Annotated in this window: 15 protein-coding genes; 12 read left to right on the top strand and 3 right to left on the bottom strand. The window is 46.4% G+C overall.

Annotation, left to right across the window (positions count from 1 at the left end; all coding sequences use genetic code 11):
• On the bottom strand, positions 1-649 hold a 649-nt coding region (locus OXH00_25155), incomplete at its 3' end, for a hypothetical protein (protein MCY3744316.1).
• Positions 650-1,012: 363 nt separating this feature from the next.
• On the opposite strand from OXH00_25155, the gene OXH00_25150 reads away from it, so the two are divergent.
• The 12 genes from OXH00_25150 to OXH00_25095 all read left to right on the top strand — a co-directional run bounded on the left by OXH00_25150 (position 1,013) and on the right by OXH00_25095 (position 15,200).
• A complete protein-coding gene (locus OXH00_25150) occupies positions 1,013-1,420 on the top strand; it encodes a hypothetical protein (protein MCY3744315.1) in 408 nt (135 codons plus the stop codon).
• 99 nt (positions 1,421-1,519) lie between these two features.
• Positions 1,520-3,070 carry an NAD(P)H-hydrate dehydratase gene (locus OXH00_25145; GenBank protein MCY3744314.1) on the top strand — a complete coding sequence of 517 codons (1,551 nt, stop codon included), beginning with the start codon at positions 1,520-1,522 and terminating at the stop codon, positions 3,068-3,070.
• 46 nt (positions 3,071-3,116) lie between these two features.
• The gene (locus OXH00_25140; GenBank protein MCY3744313.1) at positions 3,117-3,899 is read left to right on the top strand and encodes an SDR family oxidoreductase; all 783 of its coding nucleotides are present in this window, start codon (positions 3,117-3,119) and stop codon (positions 3,897-3,899) included.
• A 22-nt stretch (positions 3,900-3,921) separates the two neighbouring features.
• Positions 3,922-4,332, top strand: coding sequence for a hypothetical protein (locus OXH00_25135; GenBank protein ID MCY3744312.1), 411 nt, complete (start codon positions 3,922-3,924; stop codon positions 4,330-4,332).
• A gap of 39 nt (positions 4,333-4,371) precedes the next feature.
• A complete protein-coding gene (locus tag OXH00_25130; GenBank protein ID MCY3744311.1) occupies positions 4,372-5,781 on the top strand; it encodes an ABC transporter permease in 1,410 nt (469 codons plus the stop codon).
• A gap of 218 nt (positions 5,782-5,999) precedes the next feature.
• Positions 6,000-7,562, top strand: a complete 1,563-nt coding sequence (locus tag OXH00_25125) for a TlpA disulfide reductase family protein (protein MCY3744310.1) — start codon at positions 6,000-6,002, stop codon at positions 7,560-7,562.
• Between the two features lie 53 nt (positions 7,563-7,615).
• Positions 7,616-9,022, top strand: coding sequence for an ABC transporter permease (locus OXH00_25120; protein ID MCY3744309.1), 1,407 nt, complete (start codon positions 7,616-7,618; stop codon positions 9,020-9,022).
• 127 nt (positions 9,023-9,149) lie between these two features.
• Positions 9,150-9,911, top strand: coding sequence for a hypothetical protein (locus tag OXH00_25115; protein MCY3744308.1), 762 nt, complete (start codon positions 9,150-9,152; stop codon positions 9,909-9,911).
• 132 nt (positions 9,912-10,043) lie between these two features.
• The gene (locus tag OXH00_25110) at positions 10,044-10,208 is read left to right on the top strand and encodes a hypothetical protein (protein ID MCY3744307.1); all 165 of its coding nucleotides are present in this window, start codon (positions 10,044-10,046) and stop codon (positions 10,206-10,208) included.
• A gap of 262 nt (positions 10,209-10,470) precedes the next feature.
• Complete coding sequence (locus tag OXH00_25105; protein MCY3744306.1) at positions 10,471-11,205, top strand: ABC transporter ATP-binding protein; 735 nt, start codon at positions 10,471-10,473, stop codon at positions 11,203-11,205.
• 114 nt (positions 11,206-11,319) lie between these two features.
• The gene (locus OXH00_25100; GenBank protein MCY3744305.1) at positions 11,320-13,626 is read left to right on the top strand and encodes an NEW3 domain-containing protein; all 2,307 of its coding nucleotides are present in this window, start codon (positions 11,320-11,322) and stop codon (positions 13,624-13,626) included.
• Between the two features lie 176 nt (positions 13,627-13,802).
• Complete coding sequence (locus OXH00_25095) at positions 13,803-15,200, top strand: TolC family protein (GenBank protein ID MCY3744304.1); 1,398 nt, start codon at positions 13,803-13,805, stop codon at positions 15,198-15,200.
• Between the two features lie 150 nt (positions 15,201-15,350).
• Here OXH00_25095 and OXH00_25090 read toward each other — a convergent pair whose 3' ends face one another.
• Entirely contained in the window at positions 15,351-16,817 is a 1,467-nt protein-coding gene (locus tag OXH00_25090) for an ABC transporter permease subunit (GenBank protein ID MCY3744303.1), read from the bottom strand.
• Between the two features lie 152 nt (positions 16,818-16,969).
• On the bottom strand, positions 16,970-17,316 hold a 347-nt coding region (locus tag OXH00_25085), incomplete at its 5' end, for a DUF3526 domain-containing protein (GenBank protein MCY3744302.1).

The raw sequence follows: 17,316 nt of genomic DNA, 5'->3' as shown, positions 1-17,316 counted from the left end.
CAGCAACCTCTTCTTCTTCAGCTGCGGGTTCTTCGGCTGCGGGTTCTTCAGCAACCTCTTCTTCTTCGGCTGCAGGTTCTTCAGCAACTTCCTCTTCAGCTGCGGGTTCTTCCTCGGCTGCGGGTTCTTCAGCAACTTCCTCTTCAGCTGCAGGTTCCTCAACGGCAGGTTCTTCCACAACCGGCTCTTCAACGGCAGGTTGGTTATCCCACGCCTTACCGGTGAATTTCACCATACCGCCAGCGGGCGTATTGACGATATATCCCATGCCACCATCAATGCCAAAGCCATCGCCTTCATCAGCAATAGTGTAACCAATGAAACGCTGCGTTGTACCATCAAGTTGGATAACAACCGTTGCGCCGAGCATTTCTGCCAACGATTTTGCTGTGTAAGGTTCCGCTGGCATCAGAGGAATGGAAATCATGTTCAAACCTGATTCAAGAGTGATGTCAAAACCGTATTCCTTTGGCATCACGGGTTCCTCAGCGGGTTCCTCAGCGGGTTCCTCGGCGGGTTCCTCAGCGGGTACTTCTTCAGCGTCTTGACTGTAACTAATCGTTGTAAAACTGATTGTTGTAAACGCTAAACATATCAAAATAGCTAATACAGAAAAAAAGGTTTTTCTGTTAAAAAGCTGGTCTTTCATAAGACGCTCCTTTATTATGTTGACTTGTTTTCTCTCTTTCGGTGTACGTCCAGGCACCTCGTTTGAAGTTCACCAAAGACTCGGCGCATTATTCTAAGAACATAAGGTAAATTGCCAAACGCGGCATCCTTAAAAGAAAAGTCTACCTTAAATGTCAAAACTTTGTCAAGTAATTTGTCACTTACCGCATTTTTTACAAGATTTTTGGTAGAAAAGGTATTGGATGAAAAAAATGTAGGAAAGTCTGGTAAGTTATGGTAGAATACCTCTGTAGACGAAATTTGGGACAATCCTTATACATTCTGGAAAACCTACTCCTATAGATGCGTTTTACCGTGCAAAAGCACCGAAGGAGGACTAAAGATGGCGAATCAAAAACACGACCTCATTGAATATCCGATACAGGATAACGTCCGATTAGAGGGATATTGGCGTGATGATGCAGGCGGACGCGGTCCCGCAGCTTCATTGTATGTCTACGACGATGAAATTATGCGTTTTGACTGCTTTGGTGGTGATAATGGGCACTGTCACTTCAATTTGCGACAGACACGAGGCAGACGATGGATGTACCCAGAAGGCTCCTTCCAAGATCATATTCAACAGAGCCTGTTCGATCTCCGGACAAATCTAAACTTTTGCCTCCAGACCCACCAAGATGAAAGGGTTCAGGAAGTTCAGATAGAACGGGAGAGTTTAGAACAGGCATCTCAACAGATGGAAGCACACTTGTTAGTGCTTGCTGAAAAATTGCAGGACGGCATCACATAAAAACGGCAGTAGCAACGGACAACGCAGGGTTGCGGAACTTATGTTAACGTCGCAGTTAAACCAAGCTTGTTGTTCTCACTTCGCGCCAGAACGAAAAACATGAAAGTCGTGACTGCGGCGGAAATGCGCCAGATTGACCAGAACACAATTGAGGGTATCGGCATTCCCGGCATTGTTCTCATGGAGACTGCTGGGAGTGCCATCGTCCGCGCGATTGAACAGCATTATCCGACATGTCAACAGATCGGTATCTTTGTTGGTAAAGGCAATAACGGGGGCGATGGCTTGGTTATTGCACGTCAACTTGTCCATGCAGGGCGCGACGTACATCTTGTTCTCGTTTCCGCACCAGATAGTTTCACCGGCGAAGCAGAGATTAACCTTCAAATTGCGAAACGTTTAGGGTTACAAATTGAGTTTTACGGCACAGGGACTGTGCCTACTACCTTAGCGAGTTGTGAACTCTTTGTGGATGCCATTTTCGGCACGGGGCTACGCGGGACAGTTCGCGAGCCAATCGCCACTGTTATTAACGCCATCAATAGCCTCGACACACCCATTCTCTCTGTCGATCTGCCCTCTGGTTTGGATGCGGACACTGGGAATCCGCTGGGTACTTGTGTCCGAGCAGATAGAACGATAACAATAGGTTTGCCTAAAAGGGGATTGTTGGTACATCCGGGTGCTGAGTTCGCTGGAACGTTGGAGATCGTTGACATCGGTTTCCCAGAACAGGTTATAGATGCACAAGGTATCAAGGTCAACTGGACAACGATAGCACAAGCATCACAGTGGGTGCCGTCTCGTCCGCCTGCATCTCACAAAGGAACTTACGGACGTGTCCTCGTCGTTGCTGGCTCGACAGGTATGACAGGCGCAGCTGCACTCACAAGTGAGGCGACTTTACGCGCTGGCGCGGGGTTGGTAACACTGGCAGCTCCGAAACACTTGAACCCAATTTTAGAAGGTCTTTTGCCTGAAGTAATGACCCTTCCACTGCCAGAAACGAATGATGGCAGCCTATCTGTATCCGCCACCTCAGCCATTCTTGAATTCTCGGAAAAGACGAAATCTGTGCTCGCAATAGGTCCTGGGCTTTCCCAACACCCCGATACAGTGCTGCTCGTTCATCAACTGGTACGTGAGAATCGAGAACAGGCACTTAACTTAAGGTTGGTTGTGGATGCTGATGGGTTGAATGCCATCGCGCAAGCCCCTGAAATTATCTCATTATTAGATGGAGAGGCAGTCCTTACACCGCATCCGGGTGAGATGTCTCGATTAACAAGCAGTTCAGTCCGAAATTTAGAAGCAGATAGGATCCGTACAGCACAGCAGTTTGCAAGTGAACACAATCTAACGCTTGTATTTAAAGGTGCACCCACCGTCACTGGGTTGGCAAATGGAGATGTGTGGATTAATTCCACTGGTAATCCCGGTATGGCGACAGGCGGCATGGGGGATGTGCTCACCGGAATAATTGCGGGGTTGATGGCACAGGGACTCTCAAGCGAAACGGCAGCCGTCCTTGGGGTCTATTTACATGGGTTAGCGGGAGACATCGTCGCGGAGGCGTTAGGGATGCATGGACTCATTGCAAGCGATGTGCTAAAGGCGGTACCGCGGGCAATATCTTCACTGATAGCCTGAACAGTGGTAAAACGCGCTGTATTGAAGAAAAACATAAGGAGTGATTATGGAACTCGGATTAACTGGAAAAGTTGCTGTCATCACTGGTGGCAGCGAAGGGATTGGCAAGGGTATTGCGCTCCGTCTGTGTGAAGAGGGCACGAACGTTGCGATCTGTGGGAGACGCGAAACCGTCTTAGCGGAAGCCGCTGAAGATATTCGCGCCCAAACCGGTGGTGAAGTCCTCGCAATCCCGGCAGACGTAACGATACCAGAAACGTTGGAGAATTTTATCGGACAAACCGCGACTCACTTTGGAAAGATTGACATTTTAGTCAATAACGCCGGTCGTTCAGCAGGTGGTGATTTTGAAACTATAAGCGACGAGGTATGGTACGATGACTTGGACCTTAAGTTAATGGGTGCTGTCCGCTGTGCGCGATTGGTGATCCCACACATGAAAAACAACGGTGGTGGTAGGATTATCAATATCACGCATCCGGGCGGCAAACAGCCGAGTGCGGGTTCCTGCCCGACCTCTGTCAGTCGAGCTGCTGGCATCGCTCTGACGAAGGCACTTTCCAAAGAACTTTTATCTCACAAAATATTGGTTAACACGGTCTGTCTCACCTCGATTAAAAGTGCGCAAGGAGAGCGTGCCTGGAAAGCCGCGGGTTCACCCGGAACGCTTGAGGAATACTGGGAGGAACGTGGTGCAGAGCATCCACTTGGACGATTAGGTGAACCGAGTGAGGTGGGTCACCTCGTTGCGTTCCTTGTCTCAGAATGTGCATCATTCATCACTGGAACGGCGATCAATATTGACGGCGGACTTTCCGCAGTCGTATAGGAAAAACTGAATAATTAAAAATATGGAAAACTATAAAATCTATCCCGTCGCAGCAGCAGATGCGTCAACAGCGTTTCAAGTGGAGTTGGATCCGCGTGCGATTGCTGCTGCAGAAGCACTCGAAAATAGTAGTGCCCAAGGTGCTGAAAGAGAAGAAATCCTACAGAAACACCTCGGTGCCGATTATGAGAAAGGTTATCGCGGTACTGCATGGGGATTGCACGGTATCTCTGAAGGTCTGACCCCTGCACGACTGGCAGTCTTACTGGAGGCACACGGTGAATATCTGGATCCTTGTGCCGAACGCGAGACGTTTGACCACAGCCTGATGGTTAATGTTGAAGAGGAATTAGCGTCGCAGTTAGAAGATATTCCCGAATCTGTTTTAGAGGCAATAGTTGAAGCATACAAGACTGAATTGTTAGGCGCGTAGTGCCATAGCTTTTATTCATTAGTATAAGGAGCATGTTGGATGTTAACGACGCTCGTTCAAAAAGAGATGATGCATCATATTCTCAGCGTCCGATTTGTTGTGCTCCTTGTGATGTGTCTTTTGCTCGTGCCGCTTACCTTGCACATCAATTATCGCAATTACCTCCAAAATCAAGTCAATTATCAGGAATCCCTTAAACTCTCGACCGCGGAATCTGAAGAAAAGCCGCCAGATGCTCCGGACCCAGATACGGAAGTCTCTAAACTTTTTCTTGAACCGACACCTTTGAGCGTGTTTGCAAAGGGTTTGGAGGAATCGCTTCCGAGTTATCTTGGGATGACACGCAACGGCGTAAAACAAGGTTCAATGTCCCTGGGAGAAGCTCCGCTCTCCTCTGCTTTAGGGAATCTCGATTTTCTGTTTGTCGTCAGCACTGTTTTCAGTTTGCTGGCACTGTTATTCACATTTGATGCTGTTGCGGGCGAAAGAGAAGCAGGAACCCTTCGGATTACCTTGTCAAACGCATTACCGCGGGATTTGTTCTTGTGGAGCAAACTCATTGGTGGATATATCGTGTTTGTTGTTCCGTTTCTGGTCGCGTTCTTGTTAGGTCTACTCTTGCTTGTCTCGCAAGGTTTCCCCTTGGGCGAGTCTGATATTTTCCTACGTGTGTTCAGTTTGACGCTCGTCTCACTGCTTTACATCGGCGTATTTTTTGCAATAGGGACCGTAATTTCCACCTACTTAGATAACTCTAAGACGGCACTCATCGTTGCCTTCACTGTCTGGGTGCTTGCCGTGTTGATTGCACCGCGCGCTGGGTTTCTTACCGCCAAACTTATTGCCCCGACACGCGCGATTCAGAGTGTCTATATGGAAAAAACTGCGATTCGCAATAATCTCAATGCAGAAAAGGAAAACGAGATTGGTGGGAAAATAATAGAAACTTTAGGGACCTCGATTAACTTTAACGAGGATATAAAAAAAATCAAGGAACTTAGGGCACCGATTGATGCCGAATATCGACAGAAATTTCAGGAACAAGTTGATAAAGTCGAACGAGAATACCAGCGTGAAAAAAAGCGGCAAGAATCGGTCGGAGAAAATCTTTCTCGAATCACACCGACATCCTCACTTATTTATCTCGCCATGAATCTGGCACAGACAGGAAAAATAAAGAGAGATACCTATTTTCAAACAGGAACTCACTATTATGTCCTACTTGAAGAGGAGCACTTCAGTGAAATTAGAGACGATCAGTTTGCGACGATAGCACGATTCACATCAAAATCACCAGAACCAAAGAAACTTGCCCCACCGCCAGACATGGCAGAAACCTCTTTATCAGAAACCGTCCGGCACTCTATGGTAGATTTACTACTGCTCTGTTTCTTAGCAGTGATGTTGACGACGGTCGCGTTTCTGAAATTCTTCAGTTTGGATATCTGATATAGCACACTATCTCCACTCCCACTGATCATCAAGAAAGACAACAAACTTTCAATCAAATCTCCTGCCTTTTGCAACTTTTCCGGAGAAGCAGTGTGTAATACAGCAACGCACTCCCGAAAAGTGATACCTAACTGCGAAGATTCAGTCAAAAAACAGTGGTTGTTCACTGAATTTGCCTGAATTTTACAAGGCTCTATACATACGGAGATTTTGATATGCTAAAAACAATCTTACAATTGAAGATCAGCGATTCCAGATCACTCCTACTGTACACGCTCACAACTCTCTTGATTTTAACTTCAGTTGCTTTTGCAGATGAAAAACAATACCTGTTTCATCTTGAAGATCTTAAGGACCCCGGAAGTTTAGCGGTAAAACTTCAAGACACGCGCGCAGCCATATCGCAATACATAGCTGCACAACTCTCTGCTGAGACGCAGCAACTGTTAGGTGAATATGACGGGGCAAGCACCCCGCCTTCCGAACTTCAGAAGGCATTGCTTGACGATTTGAACCGACTCCTTGAAGTGGATTCACTCTATGATGCCCAAAGTTTTACTGATATTGCGCTCAGCGAACAGACGCAGGTACTCCTTGCGCGAAATCCGCAAAGCGGTGAAGACTTAATCCGTCTGAATCGCTCCCTCCTGACAGATGCCTATCCTTATGAGTTAGTCTCGCCTTCAGAAAAACAGAAGTCTGACGATTCAACAGGGATTGAGAGATGTCGAGAGAATTTAAGGCAGATACAACTCGCCCTCGAAAAACATCGAGCTGGAGTAGGTGAAGAACCGCAATGGCTCTCCGAACTTTCTCCAGAATATCTAAAAAAAAATGTGCTGCTTTGTCCTGCAGACACAACAGTAGGGGTCCCCGGAGTGCTTACCGAAGGCGGATCGGACCCGACACTGCCGTGTAGTTATCTTTATCAATTTCGTCCTGATCAGAAAGCAAGACAGGGATTTCTGTTGGAAATAGAAGGCGATATGCTGCCTATAGTGCACTGCGAACATCATCTGCTCAATCTAAGCGTCAGTGGAAAAATCTATCGTAAGGGACCGCAGAGAAAAATTTATAACAACAGCACAGTGAAATCCATTTCCATCCAAACGAATTCCCCGTCAGATCTACCCGAAGAAGTCAGGAAGCAGATAGAAGAGCAGCCTCTCAAGGGTGGTAATAATCCAGTAAATAGAACCGTCTTCCAAATTAACGCCTCGGACAACCCACGGGCAAAACTTAAAGAACAATTCGGTGAGGCGTTTCTTGAATCACCAGAGGGTAAAGCACTGCTCAATCAATTAACAACGGCATCCATAGATCGTGAAAAATTTGCATTTCTATTGGAAAAACCGATGCCAGATATTACACTGATGACCCTTTCTGGAAAGCCTGTCAAGTTAGAAACACTCCGTGGCAAGTTTGCGCTTGTGAACCTTTTTTCAACAGATTCCACCCCCTCTGGGCCGAAGTTAAAACAGTTGGAGAAACTGTTTACAAACTACGATGCTACCCAGTTACAAGTCGTTGGCATTAGCACAGATGATTCCGGGAAAGCGATTGCGGCGTTCAAGGAGAAACACCAACTTTCGATGCCTATCTGGAGAAATAAAAATGACCAGATACAGAAACTTCTCAATAGAGATGCGTCCGAACCGCAAACGGAACTTATAACGCTTCTTTTAAATCGAGAACTCGTAGTCAAAGATGTGTTTATAGACTTCGATCCAGAAAACCTTTCACAAAAGGTCAAGAAGTTATTTGATGCCGAAAAGTAGCAATCAGTGTCTGCCGTGATAGTCGATGCTGTAAATGTGAACGAGGTGAAAATATGTTTCTAACGCTAATTCAGAAAGAGATGATGCATCATATCCTGAGCGTTCGGTTTGTCGCGCTCCTTTTGATGTGTCTCCTACTTATTCCGCTCACTCTTTTTATCAATTACCGAAGTTATCGCCAAGATTTAGTGGATTACCAAGAAGCTGTTAAACTGACAGCCACTGAAGAAACCACAATGAACCCGAAGATGCCGCTGGAACCGGAGATTGAAGTTGCCAAACTGATCCTCAAACCGACGCCTTTGAGCGTCTTTGCAAAGGGATTAGAGGACTCACTGCCAAGTTATCTGGGTATGACGCGCAATGGAATTACATATGGGCTACCATCGACGTTTTCAGCCCCGCTCTCCCAACTTTTAGGACATCTCGATTTTCTGTTTGTGGTTAGCACAGTTTTCAGTCTGCTTGCGTTGCTGTTTACGTTTGATGTTGTTGCTGGGGAACGAGAGGTAGGCACGATTCGGATTACCCTATCAAACGCTGTGCCGCGCGATCTCTTTTTGTGGGGCAAGTTAATCGGTGGCTACCTTGTGTTCGTTGTTCCGTTTCTGGTATCGTTTTTATTCGGTTTACTTCTGCTTGTCTGGCAAGGATTTCCTCTCGGTGAATCGGACATTTTTCCACGAGTCCTCGGTCTGACTGCCATCTCGCTCCTCTACATCGGGGTGTTTTTTGCCGTAGGGACAGTGATTTCCACCTACTTGGACAGTGCCAAAACAGCACTTATTATCGCTTTCACCGTTTGGGTGTTCGCCGTGTTGATTACGCCACGCATCGGTTTTCTTGCAGCGAAGGTTATCGCCCCGGCACGAACTGCCCAGAGCGTCTATATGGAAAAGAACGCCCTGAGAGACGATTCCAAGGCGGAACTCGAAAAGGAAAAAATGAAAATGATCATGGAAATTCCGCCGGACAATCAAGGACGTATAATGGTAGATGGAAACAAGATAAATGCACTCATGAAACCTCTTGCAGAGGAACAGCGATTAAAATTCCAGGACCATGCTAACGAGCTTGATCGAGACTATGAGCGTGAAACAAAACGACAAGAACAGGCGGGTGAGACGCTTTCCCGAATCACACCGACATCTTCTCTCATCTATCTCGCGACAAACTTAACACAGACTGGAAAGGTGCAAAGAAGCAATTACCTTCAAACCGGTGATCGCTACTATGATATGCTCGATACAGTTTTGTTCAGCAAAATCGATGATTATGCCACCAACAGAACGTACAATCTAACGACTGATATTGGTCAAATCATACAACCGCCACCTTTGGAAACTGACACCTTAGCGGAAACGCTTCGTCAATCGGTTGTGGATGTGCTGCTGCTCTGCTTCTTTGCGGTTGTTTTGACTACCGTAGCGTTTCTGAAATTCTTTAGATTAGATATTTGATGCACACACCAGTTCCGAAATTATGCACCCTTTTCACCTACATATTGGATCATTAATAATTGAAGCCTCCATTTCAAGGAGAAATATGTTTAAACCGGTCAGCACTAACGAAGGAGATATAACGAAAATGAAAAGTAAAAACGTTGTTAAACTGCTCACATTTTTGACGGTTTTGGGTATTATCGCTCTTTTTGGGGCTCAAGTGAACTCGCAAACAGTCAATATCTTCGCAGAATCGATAGAAGCCAGGCCCTCAGCACCAGATATTACTCCTGAAGCATATGACGGACCACAAACCGTAAAAGCATTGATGAATGCCTTTGATACGGCGTACAACCAAAAGTTTTCAAAGGCAAAAGTGATAGCAATCTTTGGGGATGGTGTCGTTTATAGTAGCGAACTTGCAATTAGGGGTGAAATAGACGCGAGACATTCACGCGTAGAGTGGCTCCACATGCTTTTGCAGAGAGGTGTCACTATAGAGGATTTCGACGATTATAGGATCTATCTATCAAAACGACATACTTTGGCGTTTTTGGAGGACAATCCGGACTTACGAAAAATCGGGTTTCGTGGCATGCCTTTAACAGATGATCTGGAAGCTTATAAAGTCGCCTATATTGATAAACTGGTAGCTAAACGAATTGAGGACCACAAGAAACAAGTGGAGCGCGCCAAGAAACGCATTGAGAGTGCCAAAGAACGGATTGCGCGCGCCAAGAAACAACCCAGTCCCAAACAAGTTGAACACGCTAGGAAACAGATTGCGCAGGCGACAAAACAACTCAGACGTGCCCAAGCGGCTTTAGAACGTTTTCAGAACCCGACATTGCCACCTCAAAAATTAAAGTGGAATAGGATAAGGAAGTCTTCCTATCCGGCTTTATAGGTGCTTTTGGGCTACTCTGTTTCTTTGCAGTGATCCTGACAACTGTGGCGTTTCTGAAATTTTTCAGATCGGATATTTGATACGATTCGTGGTGATCCGGAGAGCCTTCATATCATCGGAGTCCCAGAGGGAATGTCTAAAAAGCCGATTTCATCCCAGGCACTTCCACGCTTTGAGGATAAAATCAGTTTTAGTGATACATTCAATGCGGCGATAGTGGATATGCTGTTACTCGTTTTATTGTTTGGTGTATTTCTGTCAGGTGCCTTTCTCGTTTTCATGCGCTCAGACGTGTAATGGTGATTAATGGATTTTGGAAATTGGAGTCATCTGAAAACAATTAATAAAATAATGCAACCTTTTCACCCTCAAAACGCGTCACTATAACATAAGCCAAAATATGGTTTAGTGACTAAACATGAAAAATAGAATGAAGGGATACAACATCTCTTAGGTTACACTTAAGTAGCGGGAAAGAATTGGGGTAAGTCCCGCTTGAAAACGTCTTAGATTTCTGGTATTATGTAAATAAAGAAAAAATCAACCGGAGGAGAACCCGATGTTAGAAACCCGTGACCTTACGAAAGTCTATAACGAAAGTGTTTTAGCCGTCAACGAATTGAACATGAAAGTAGAGGACGGTGAAATCTATGTCGTCCTCGGTGCGAACGGTGCCGGTAAAAGTACGACGATCTCCATGCTGCTGAATTTCATCGAACCGACAAGCGGTACCGCGCTGATCGGAGATATTGAAATTCCGAAGTTCCCCCTGGAGGCAAAGAAGCATCTTGCTTATGTTTCCGAGAATGTCGAACTCTATCGGAACTTTACGGCGCGTCAAAATCTGTCCTTTTTCGCGAAATTGGGCGGACGCAAGAAAGTATCGAATGCTGAACTTGATGCAACGCTTGGACGTGTCGGTCTACCAGAGGAAGCCTTTACGCGGCGCGTCAAGACCTTTTCAAAGGGGATGCGTCAACGTTTAGGCATCGCAATCGCGATTATGAAGAACGCACAAGCCGTCCTACTTGATGAGCCGACTTCCGGTTTGGATCCGAAGGGTGGTGCCGATTTCCTGAATCTGCTCCGTGAACTAAAAGAGGAAGGCAAAGCCATCTTCATGTCCACGCACGACATCTTCCGTGCGAAGGAAATTGCCGATAGGATCGGCATTCTGGTGCAAGGTAACCTTGAGCGAGAATTGACGCGCGAGGAGATTCAAGCAGAAGACCTTGAGGCGTTGTATCTGCACTACGTCGCTGGATACGAACCTGAGGAAGACGCAGCCGAATAGTAACCACACCATTCAATACCAATCAATTAACCAACTTTCGGTTTGGATGAATCGAAAACCCGATTTTTTGACCAACAATTCGACGCCAAACATAATAGAGAAAGGCACGAGTTGATGGTCAATAGAAAAAATCGGCACGAAAGTCGATTAAAAATGCGAATTAATATCTTTACATTGGTTTTCATTCTCGCCATAGGGCTCCTGTTGCCAAGTGCGCTATTTGAGGTAGCATTGGCAGAAGAGTCGGAAGAACCCGCATCGCCGAATGGCGAGCGTACGAGAACCAGAGATGAACAGGACCGTCATATCAAGATAGAAATCGAGCGTCAGAAGATGGAATCAGCCAAAAGGCTGATGGGAAAAAAGAAGATTGAGGTCGAAAAACTTGAGGCGATGATGATGGAAGAAAATAACATTGTCACCGTCGCCGAAGTGAATACCGCAAAAGAAGATTACGAAAAGGCTGTCTCTGACTATGAACAGGCAAAACTGGAGCTGCAACGGGTAGAGCTTGAATCGCTACAAGAGGAATGGCACATCAGCGTTGAAGAGACAAGTTTGTATGAATCTTTCGATGGCAGAGAGTTGTTCTCGATTACCCTGCGGAATAGCTCATCTCCTGTCAAACTTGTCGAAAGTTCCAAAGTGGTAGGGCAAGATATTATCATCAGTGCCCAGATTGATGATATCTTCGTCACTATTAAAGAGCAGGAAGGTTATGGTTCAAGCGGTGCGATTATTACCGAACCTTACGAACGACGCATTGAGACGCTCAAAGAGGATGAATCTGTCACTTTGGAGTTTGAACTCATAAAAGAGAACATACGAGATGTCGTCGTAGAGTTAAAGTATTCGGGACGTGAGGAAAAGAAAAACATCCACCTCAAACAGGAGGATCCGTATATCTCTGTCGTGTCCGCGAGGCGTTATAAAGAGGGTGACCGACGACGGTTGGAAGTTGTTCTGAGGTACGGGGCGTTAAGTGATGAAACAGAGGCAATAGGCACTACCACAGCACAAGAAATTAATAACGTCTATGTCTCTATCAAAGACGAGACGGAATCTATCATCGGTTTTCCTTATGAACATCGTATTCCGACCCTGAAAGATGGCGAGGAAAAAACGCTTGATTTTGAACTGCGCCGGAATGTGGATAGCCTCGTTGTGAGTCTTACATACCTTGAAGAGGAAAAGCCGTATAAGATTCACCTTGAGGAGGACACGCGCCATATCTCTATCCTGAGTGCGAAGAAGTTTCGGGTTGAGAACCAGATGATGGTAACGCTTCAGTTAAAAAACACATCTACAACTGAAGCGATGTCGATCAATGCGACGCCTGAAGAGATCGCTGCAGCGAATGAGATTCGCTCGATTTATGTCTCCTTACTTGATACGGTTGATGGCACGAACATCGTCAAACCGTACGAGGAAAAAATCCCGGTTCTCGGTTACAATGAAACTGTGGAATTAACGTTCCAACTCCAGAAAGATGTCGAGAGTCTGCAGGTCTCGTTGAACTACCCCGAACTTGATATGCCAGAGACGCGACTGATCTATCTCCAAAAAGAGTCCGCTCTGGATGTCGTCAATGTCAGTTCACTGCGATTTTCGCAGGAAGGGAATCTCGGCAGCAGCGTTACCTACGATTTGACCCTGGATCGGTTGGCAGAGACGGAAAATACATTCCAATTGCGTGTTATTAACCTACTGAACCGCATCAATTTTGAGTTCCAGGACCCGGAGACGCAGTCTCGACAGTCTCAGGTGAAATTTACGCAGGAACAGTCGAAGCGGAATTTGTCCCTGATTGTCTACTTGCCGGAGGAATTGGATGCTTCCTATCTTGATAGCACGCTTGAGTTCTATGTTGCTGTGCTTGATGACACTGAGGCAAACGAGCTTGGTGGTGTTAATAATCGATTAGACCTTCCCACTGAACAGATTGCGAGTATACAAGGCGGTGTTGAGCGATTTGAACTCATTCCAAAGGGGGTGCCAGAGATTGAAGTGTTCGTGCAGAACGCGTTCCAGACCATCAAAATAGGCGAACAGGTTAATATGACAGCGACGCTCAAGAATATCGGTACCCGCGATCTCGTTGATATCCGTATGATCGTTGATGTCAACACCGATTGGAAATACACCGTTGTTCCTGAAGTCATTAGTTCACTCGGTCGAAATGAGGAGACAGAGATACAATTGACGTTGATGCCACCTGAAGACATCGGCGTAGGCGAATATCAAGCGAAGTTGAACGCCGAAGTCACTGTCGATAATCGCAAGTTTGAGGCGCGCGACCGTTCGATCACGGTGCAAGTTGAGTCCAAGACGCAAATGTCGGTGACGACGCTGCTTTTCGGTGCGTTGATACTTCTCATGATTGCGATTGTTGTTGTCACAATCCGTATTAGCCGACGCTAATTTTTTATTGCTGCCAACGTCCGCTTTCACTGGCGGGGTTACAAACCCCGCCAAATCTTTGATGTATTTCTACTTGTAGATTTGCTATAAGCGCAATTTGTCCGTTTTCATCTCAGGAAACTTCAGCGAAATTTTCAAAATGATTACAACCACAAAAAATATAATACGAGTTAGGCATGATTAAAAAAATTGAAATGAACAAAAGGTTAACGGCACTTGCAGTCTGTTTGCTTTTGAGTATTGCGGGCACCGTTTCAGCACAACGACTGATTTCGCTTCAGCCAACACGCGCGATCGAACTCGCGCTACAGAACAACGAGGCGGTGAGAAAAGCGGAGAAGGTATTAGAACGCGCGAAAGCAAACCTCCGTGTATCCAAAGCGGTTTACCTGCCACAGGTGGGACTCACCAGCGAATATCAACGTCAAAGGGATGGTGATATTGAGGAGCGAGACTATCTCACTCGCGCACAGATGAGCGTCCTCTTGGCACAATTCGGTGAGGTTCCTCAAGGGCTTGATGCAGCACAGGAAGAAGTGCGCAAGGCAGAAATTGAATACGAAGGCGCGAAAAAAGGGACCGTCCACGCTGTCCGGAATCTCTGGCACAATATCATCCTGACACAGGAGGAAATTGAACAACGCCGTGCGATTGAGATTGAACTGAAGGAGAAATTAAGAGGCACGGTAGACAAGCATAAAGAGAAACGGATCCGCTTTCTGAGTCGTCTCAATACGGAACTTGAGCTCTCGGAACAGCAGCTCGCGCTTAACGAACTGCAGCGACGGTTCGATGTAGATACCGCTGAACTCATTAGGCTCACTGGACTCGATCCACTCGCGCAAGTCGCCCTTTCACAATCCCTCCCTGATGATGAGATAACACTTGATGACGCTGTCGAACTTGCACTCGTAAACAGCCTTGACTTGCGCGACCTACGTGGTGATATTGTCCGGCAAGAACGTCTCGCTGCGGAGACAATATGGAACCGATTTCCCGAACTCTCTGCTGAAGCGCGCTATAAGGATTTACACGTGCTATTGGAACAACACCAACAGAACCGGACCTGGGACGCAAAGGCACTCTACGATCCAATCATATTTGACCGGGAACGAGATGCATCGAGCATTTTTGAGACGAACCCGCGCACTCAAGACGGATGGGAAGTTCGCTTCAACCTCAATATCCCGCTGTATGATGGGAAAAAGACTGCGAATCTCCGCTCTGTAGAACTTGCAGAACTCGAACGACTCCAGCTGGAATACACTGAAAAAACGAAACTGATTCGGGTCGCGGTGAGACGGGACTACCGCGCCGTGGCAAATGCGAAAGAACGGATGGAGATCGAGGAGAAACGATTGAGTATCCGTCAACAACAACTGCGGACAATAGAGCGGGTGCTTGATGAAGTCACGTTTGATATACCTATACCGGGCTATCAAGGTCTGACCTTTAATGACGCGTTCCAATCACAAGCACAATTTACAGAGGCACAACGTGTGTTTTATCAAGCCCGTCGAGACTACGCACAGGCAAAGGAAAAACTCCGAGAAACGATGCAATGGATCGAATAGTATTACAGTCCTAACCCGGTAGGTGCGATTTTGCGGTGTACTTGCCTCGCTGCCTCTCACTGCAAGGCGACACGCGCATTCAGCGTTGATTCATGCGGACTGCATTCTAATCACACCGGAAATATACAAATCCACTAAGTTCTATCCGTATCACTTAATCTCACTCATCACAAAAGAGATTTGTGCCATAATACAAGATATCAGATTGAACAGCACCAGCAACCCGACTTGGGTTAAAACGCTACGGTAAGAAATCCGCTCCGAAAAGACCGGTACAGCAGCCGGATCCACGGGTTTCTGCGATAATCCCTCTTTCACAGGATAGATATGTAGGCTTTCCGGGTTGCTCCGATCTTCGGTTTTGATGAAGTCTATGAACGTCTGACGATAGCGGCGCGCCTGTTTGACAAAATTCATATAACTAACGATACCTGTATTCGCAAGCCCTTCCATCGCATACTGGAAAGTCGCTATTGGTGAGATTTGGGTAAGATCGCGGGCGAGCTGCACCTGTCTAAACTGTTGATCGATGTGTTCATCCATACTGTTCGTTTCTATTCCTTTCAGCGTTGTAAAATATGTTGCCCACCGTCGTGTCGCCGATGGATTTCCGGTGGAAGGTGCTTGGTTCAACTTACTTGATAGCGGTTCACCGTCCGCGCCGAAAGGCTGAAATTGATCCCCAATTTGCTCCAATTGTGCTTTCCGTCGCAATGAGACTTCGTCAACCGATGGAATTGGATTCAGGTTGCCGACAAAGATCCCGAGTAGGTTCGGGAAGACGAACGCAAGGAAAACCCATGTGAGTAAGAGCCATACTAAACTCGTAATAGCGTTTGAGACGCAACTTGAAAAAAACAAACCGACGAAAATGAAAGCAGAAATGAGCAACCCAAAAAGTCCGACCATCCCCAGGATTTTGAGAGAGGTTCCCGAATCAAAGGAAAGACTCCCAGAGAGTTGGATAACCAATAGATTCATCAGGATGCCAATTACGAGTGGTACCATGAGCGTCAAAAACGCACCGAGGTATTTTCCTAACAACACCTGACCGCGCGAGACCGTGTTGGACATTATTAGGCTTAGGGTGCCGCGCGACCGTTCCCCAGCGATGGCATCAAAAGTGAACAGGATAGCGAAAAAACTCATCAGTATACCGATGAAAACCCAGTCAATTTTGATACGGCGGGTTGCATTCCCTTCATCAAAACTATTCAACGGATACTTTAATATCCAGGGGCCCTTCCACGCATAATCTTCAATATTAGACCAAGAACCGCGACTGGCAGCGCCGTGCTCCTGCATGATGACAGAACGCGGTATCACTTCATCAGCCCCATTGGCACAGAATTTCAGAGGACTCGGACGCTTCGGCATATCGCCGGGGCCCATCACAGCCAATTCTCCTAAACTCTCAGCCGCCTTCTGTTCAATATGAGATAACTTTTTTTCCATTTGCTTATTGTAAGCATTGACCTGTGTTATGTATCCATCATCGCCATAGCCGTATATCAACGCGTTCGCTATCATCAAAAGGGGTAGCAGAATTATCATCAAAGCGAACCGGAGCGTCGTGAGATTGTGATGTATCTCTTTCTTCGCAATCTGTCCAATCATTTTAGTAGTTGTCAGTAGTCAGTTAACAGTCATCAGTCACAAGAGGTTTCTGGTAACAATTCACCTCGCCCTAAAATATTCCAAGGTCGGAGAATTGTTACAAAACGCCTCTTAGTTGAAAACTGAAACTCAAAAACCGATAACCCTCCTTTTCAACTCATTTCATATCTCAGAAAAGACACATAAGCCAACATAAACAGAACAATATTCCATGCTAACAAGATCAGAATATCCACAGAAGCGCGGGATAAACTTTCCGGGAGGGAGAACCGCTGATGTTGATAAACCGGCATATCTGTCACATCCGCGGCACCCTGGTCATCGGAAAACCACGCTCGCAAGGAAAATGCCTTTTTATCTTTCAAATATTCAACGACCTCACGCTTATAGGCTCTGGAACTCTCAAGAAAAGCGTTGTAGCTCTGCCGGTCGGTCCCTGCTATTGCACCAGCAGCGAAGTGATACACGTCTGCGAAGGAGATACGGGAGAGAAGATCTG

It is taken from the genome of Candidatus Poribacteria bacterium, from assembly GCA_026706025.1.
Taxonomy (GTDB): domain Bacteria; phylum Poribacteria; class WGA-4E; order WGA-4E; family WGA-3G; genus WGA-3G.
The sequence above is the reverse complement of the archived record's forward strand: the minus strand, read 5'-3'. Positions and strand labels throughout refer to the sequence as shown.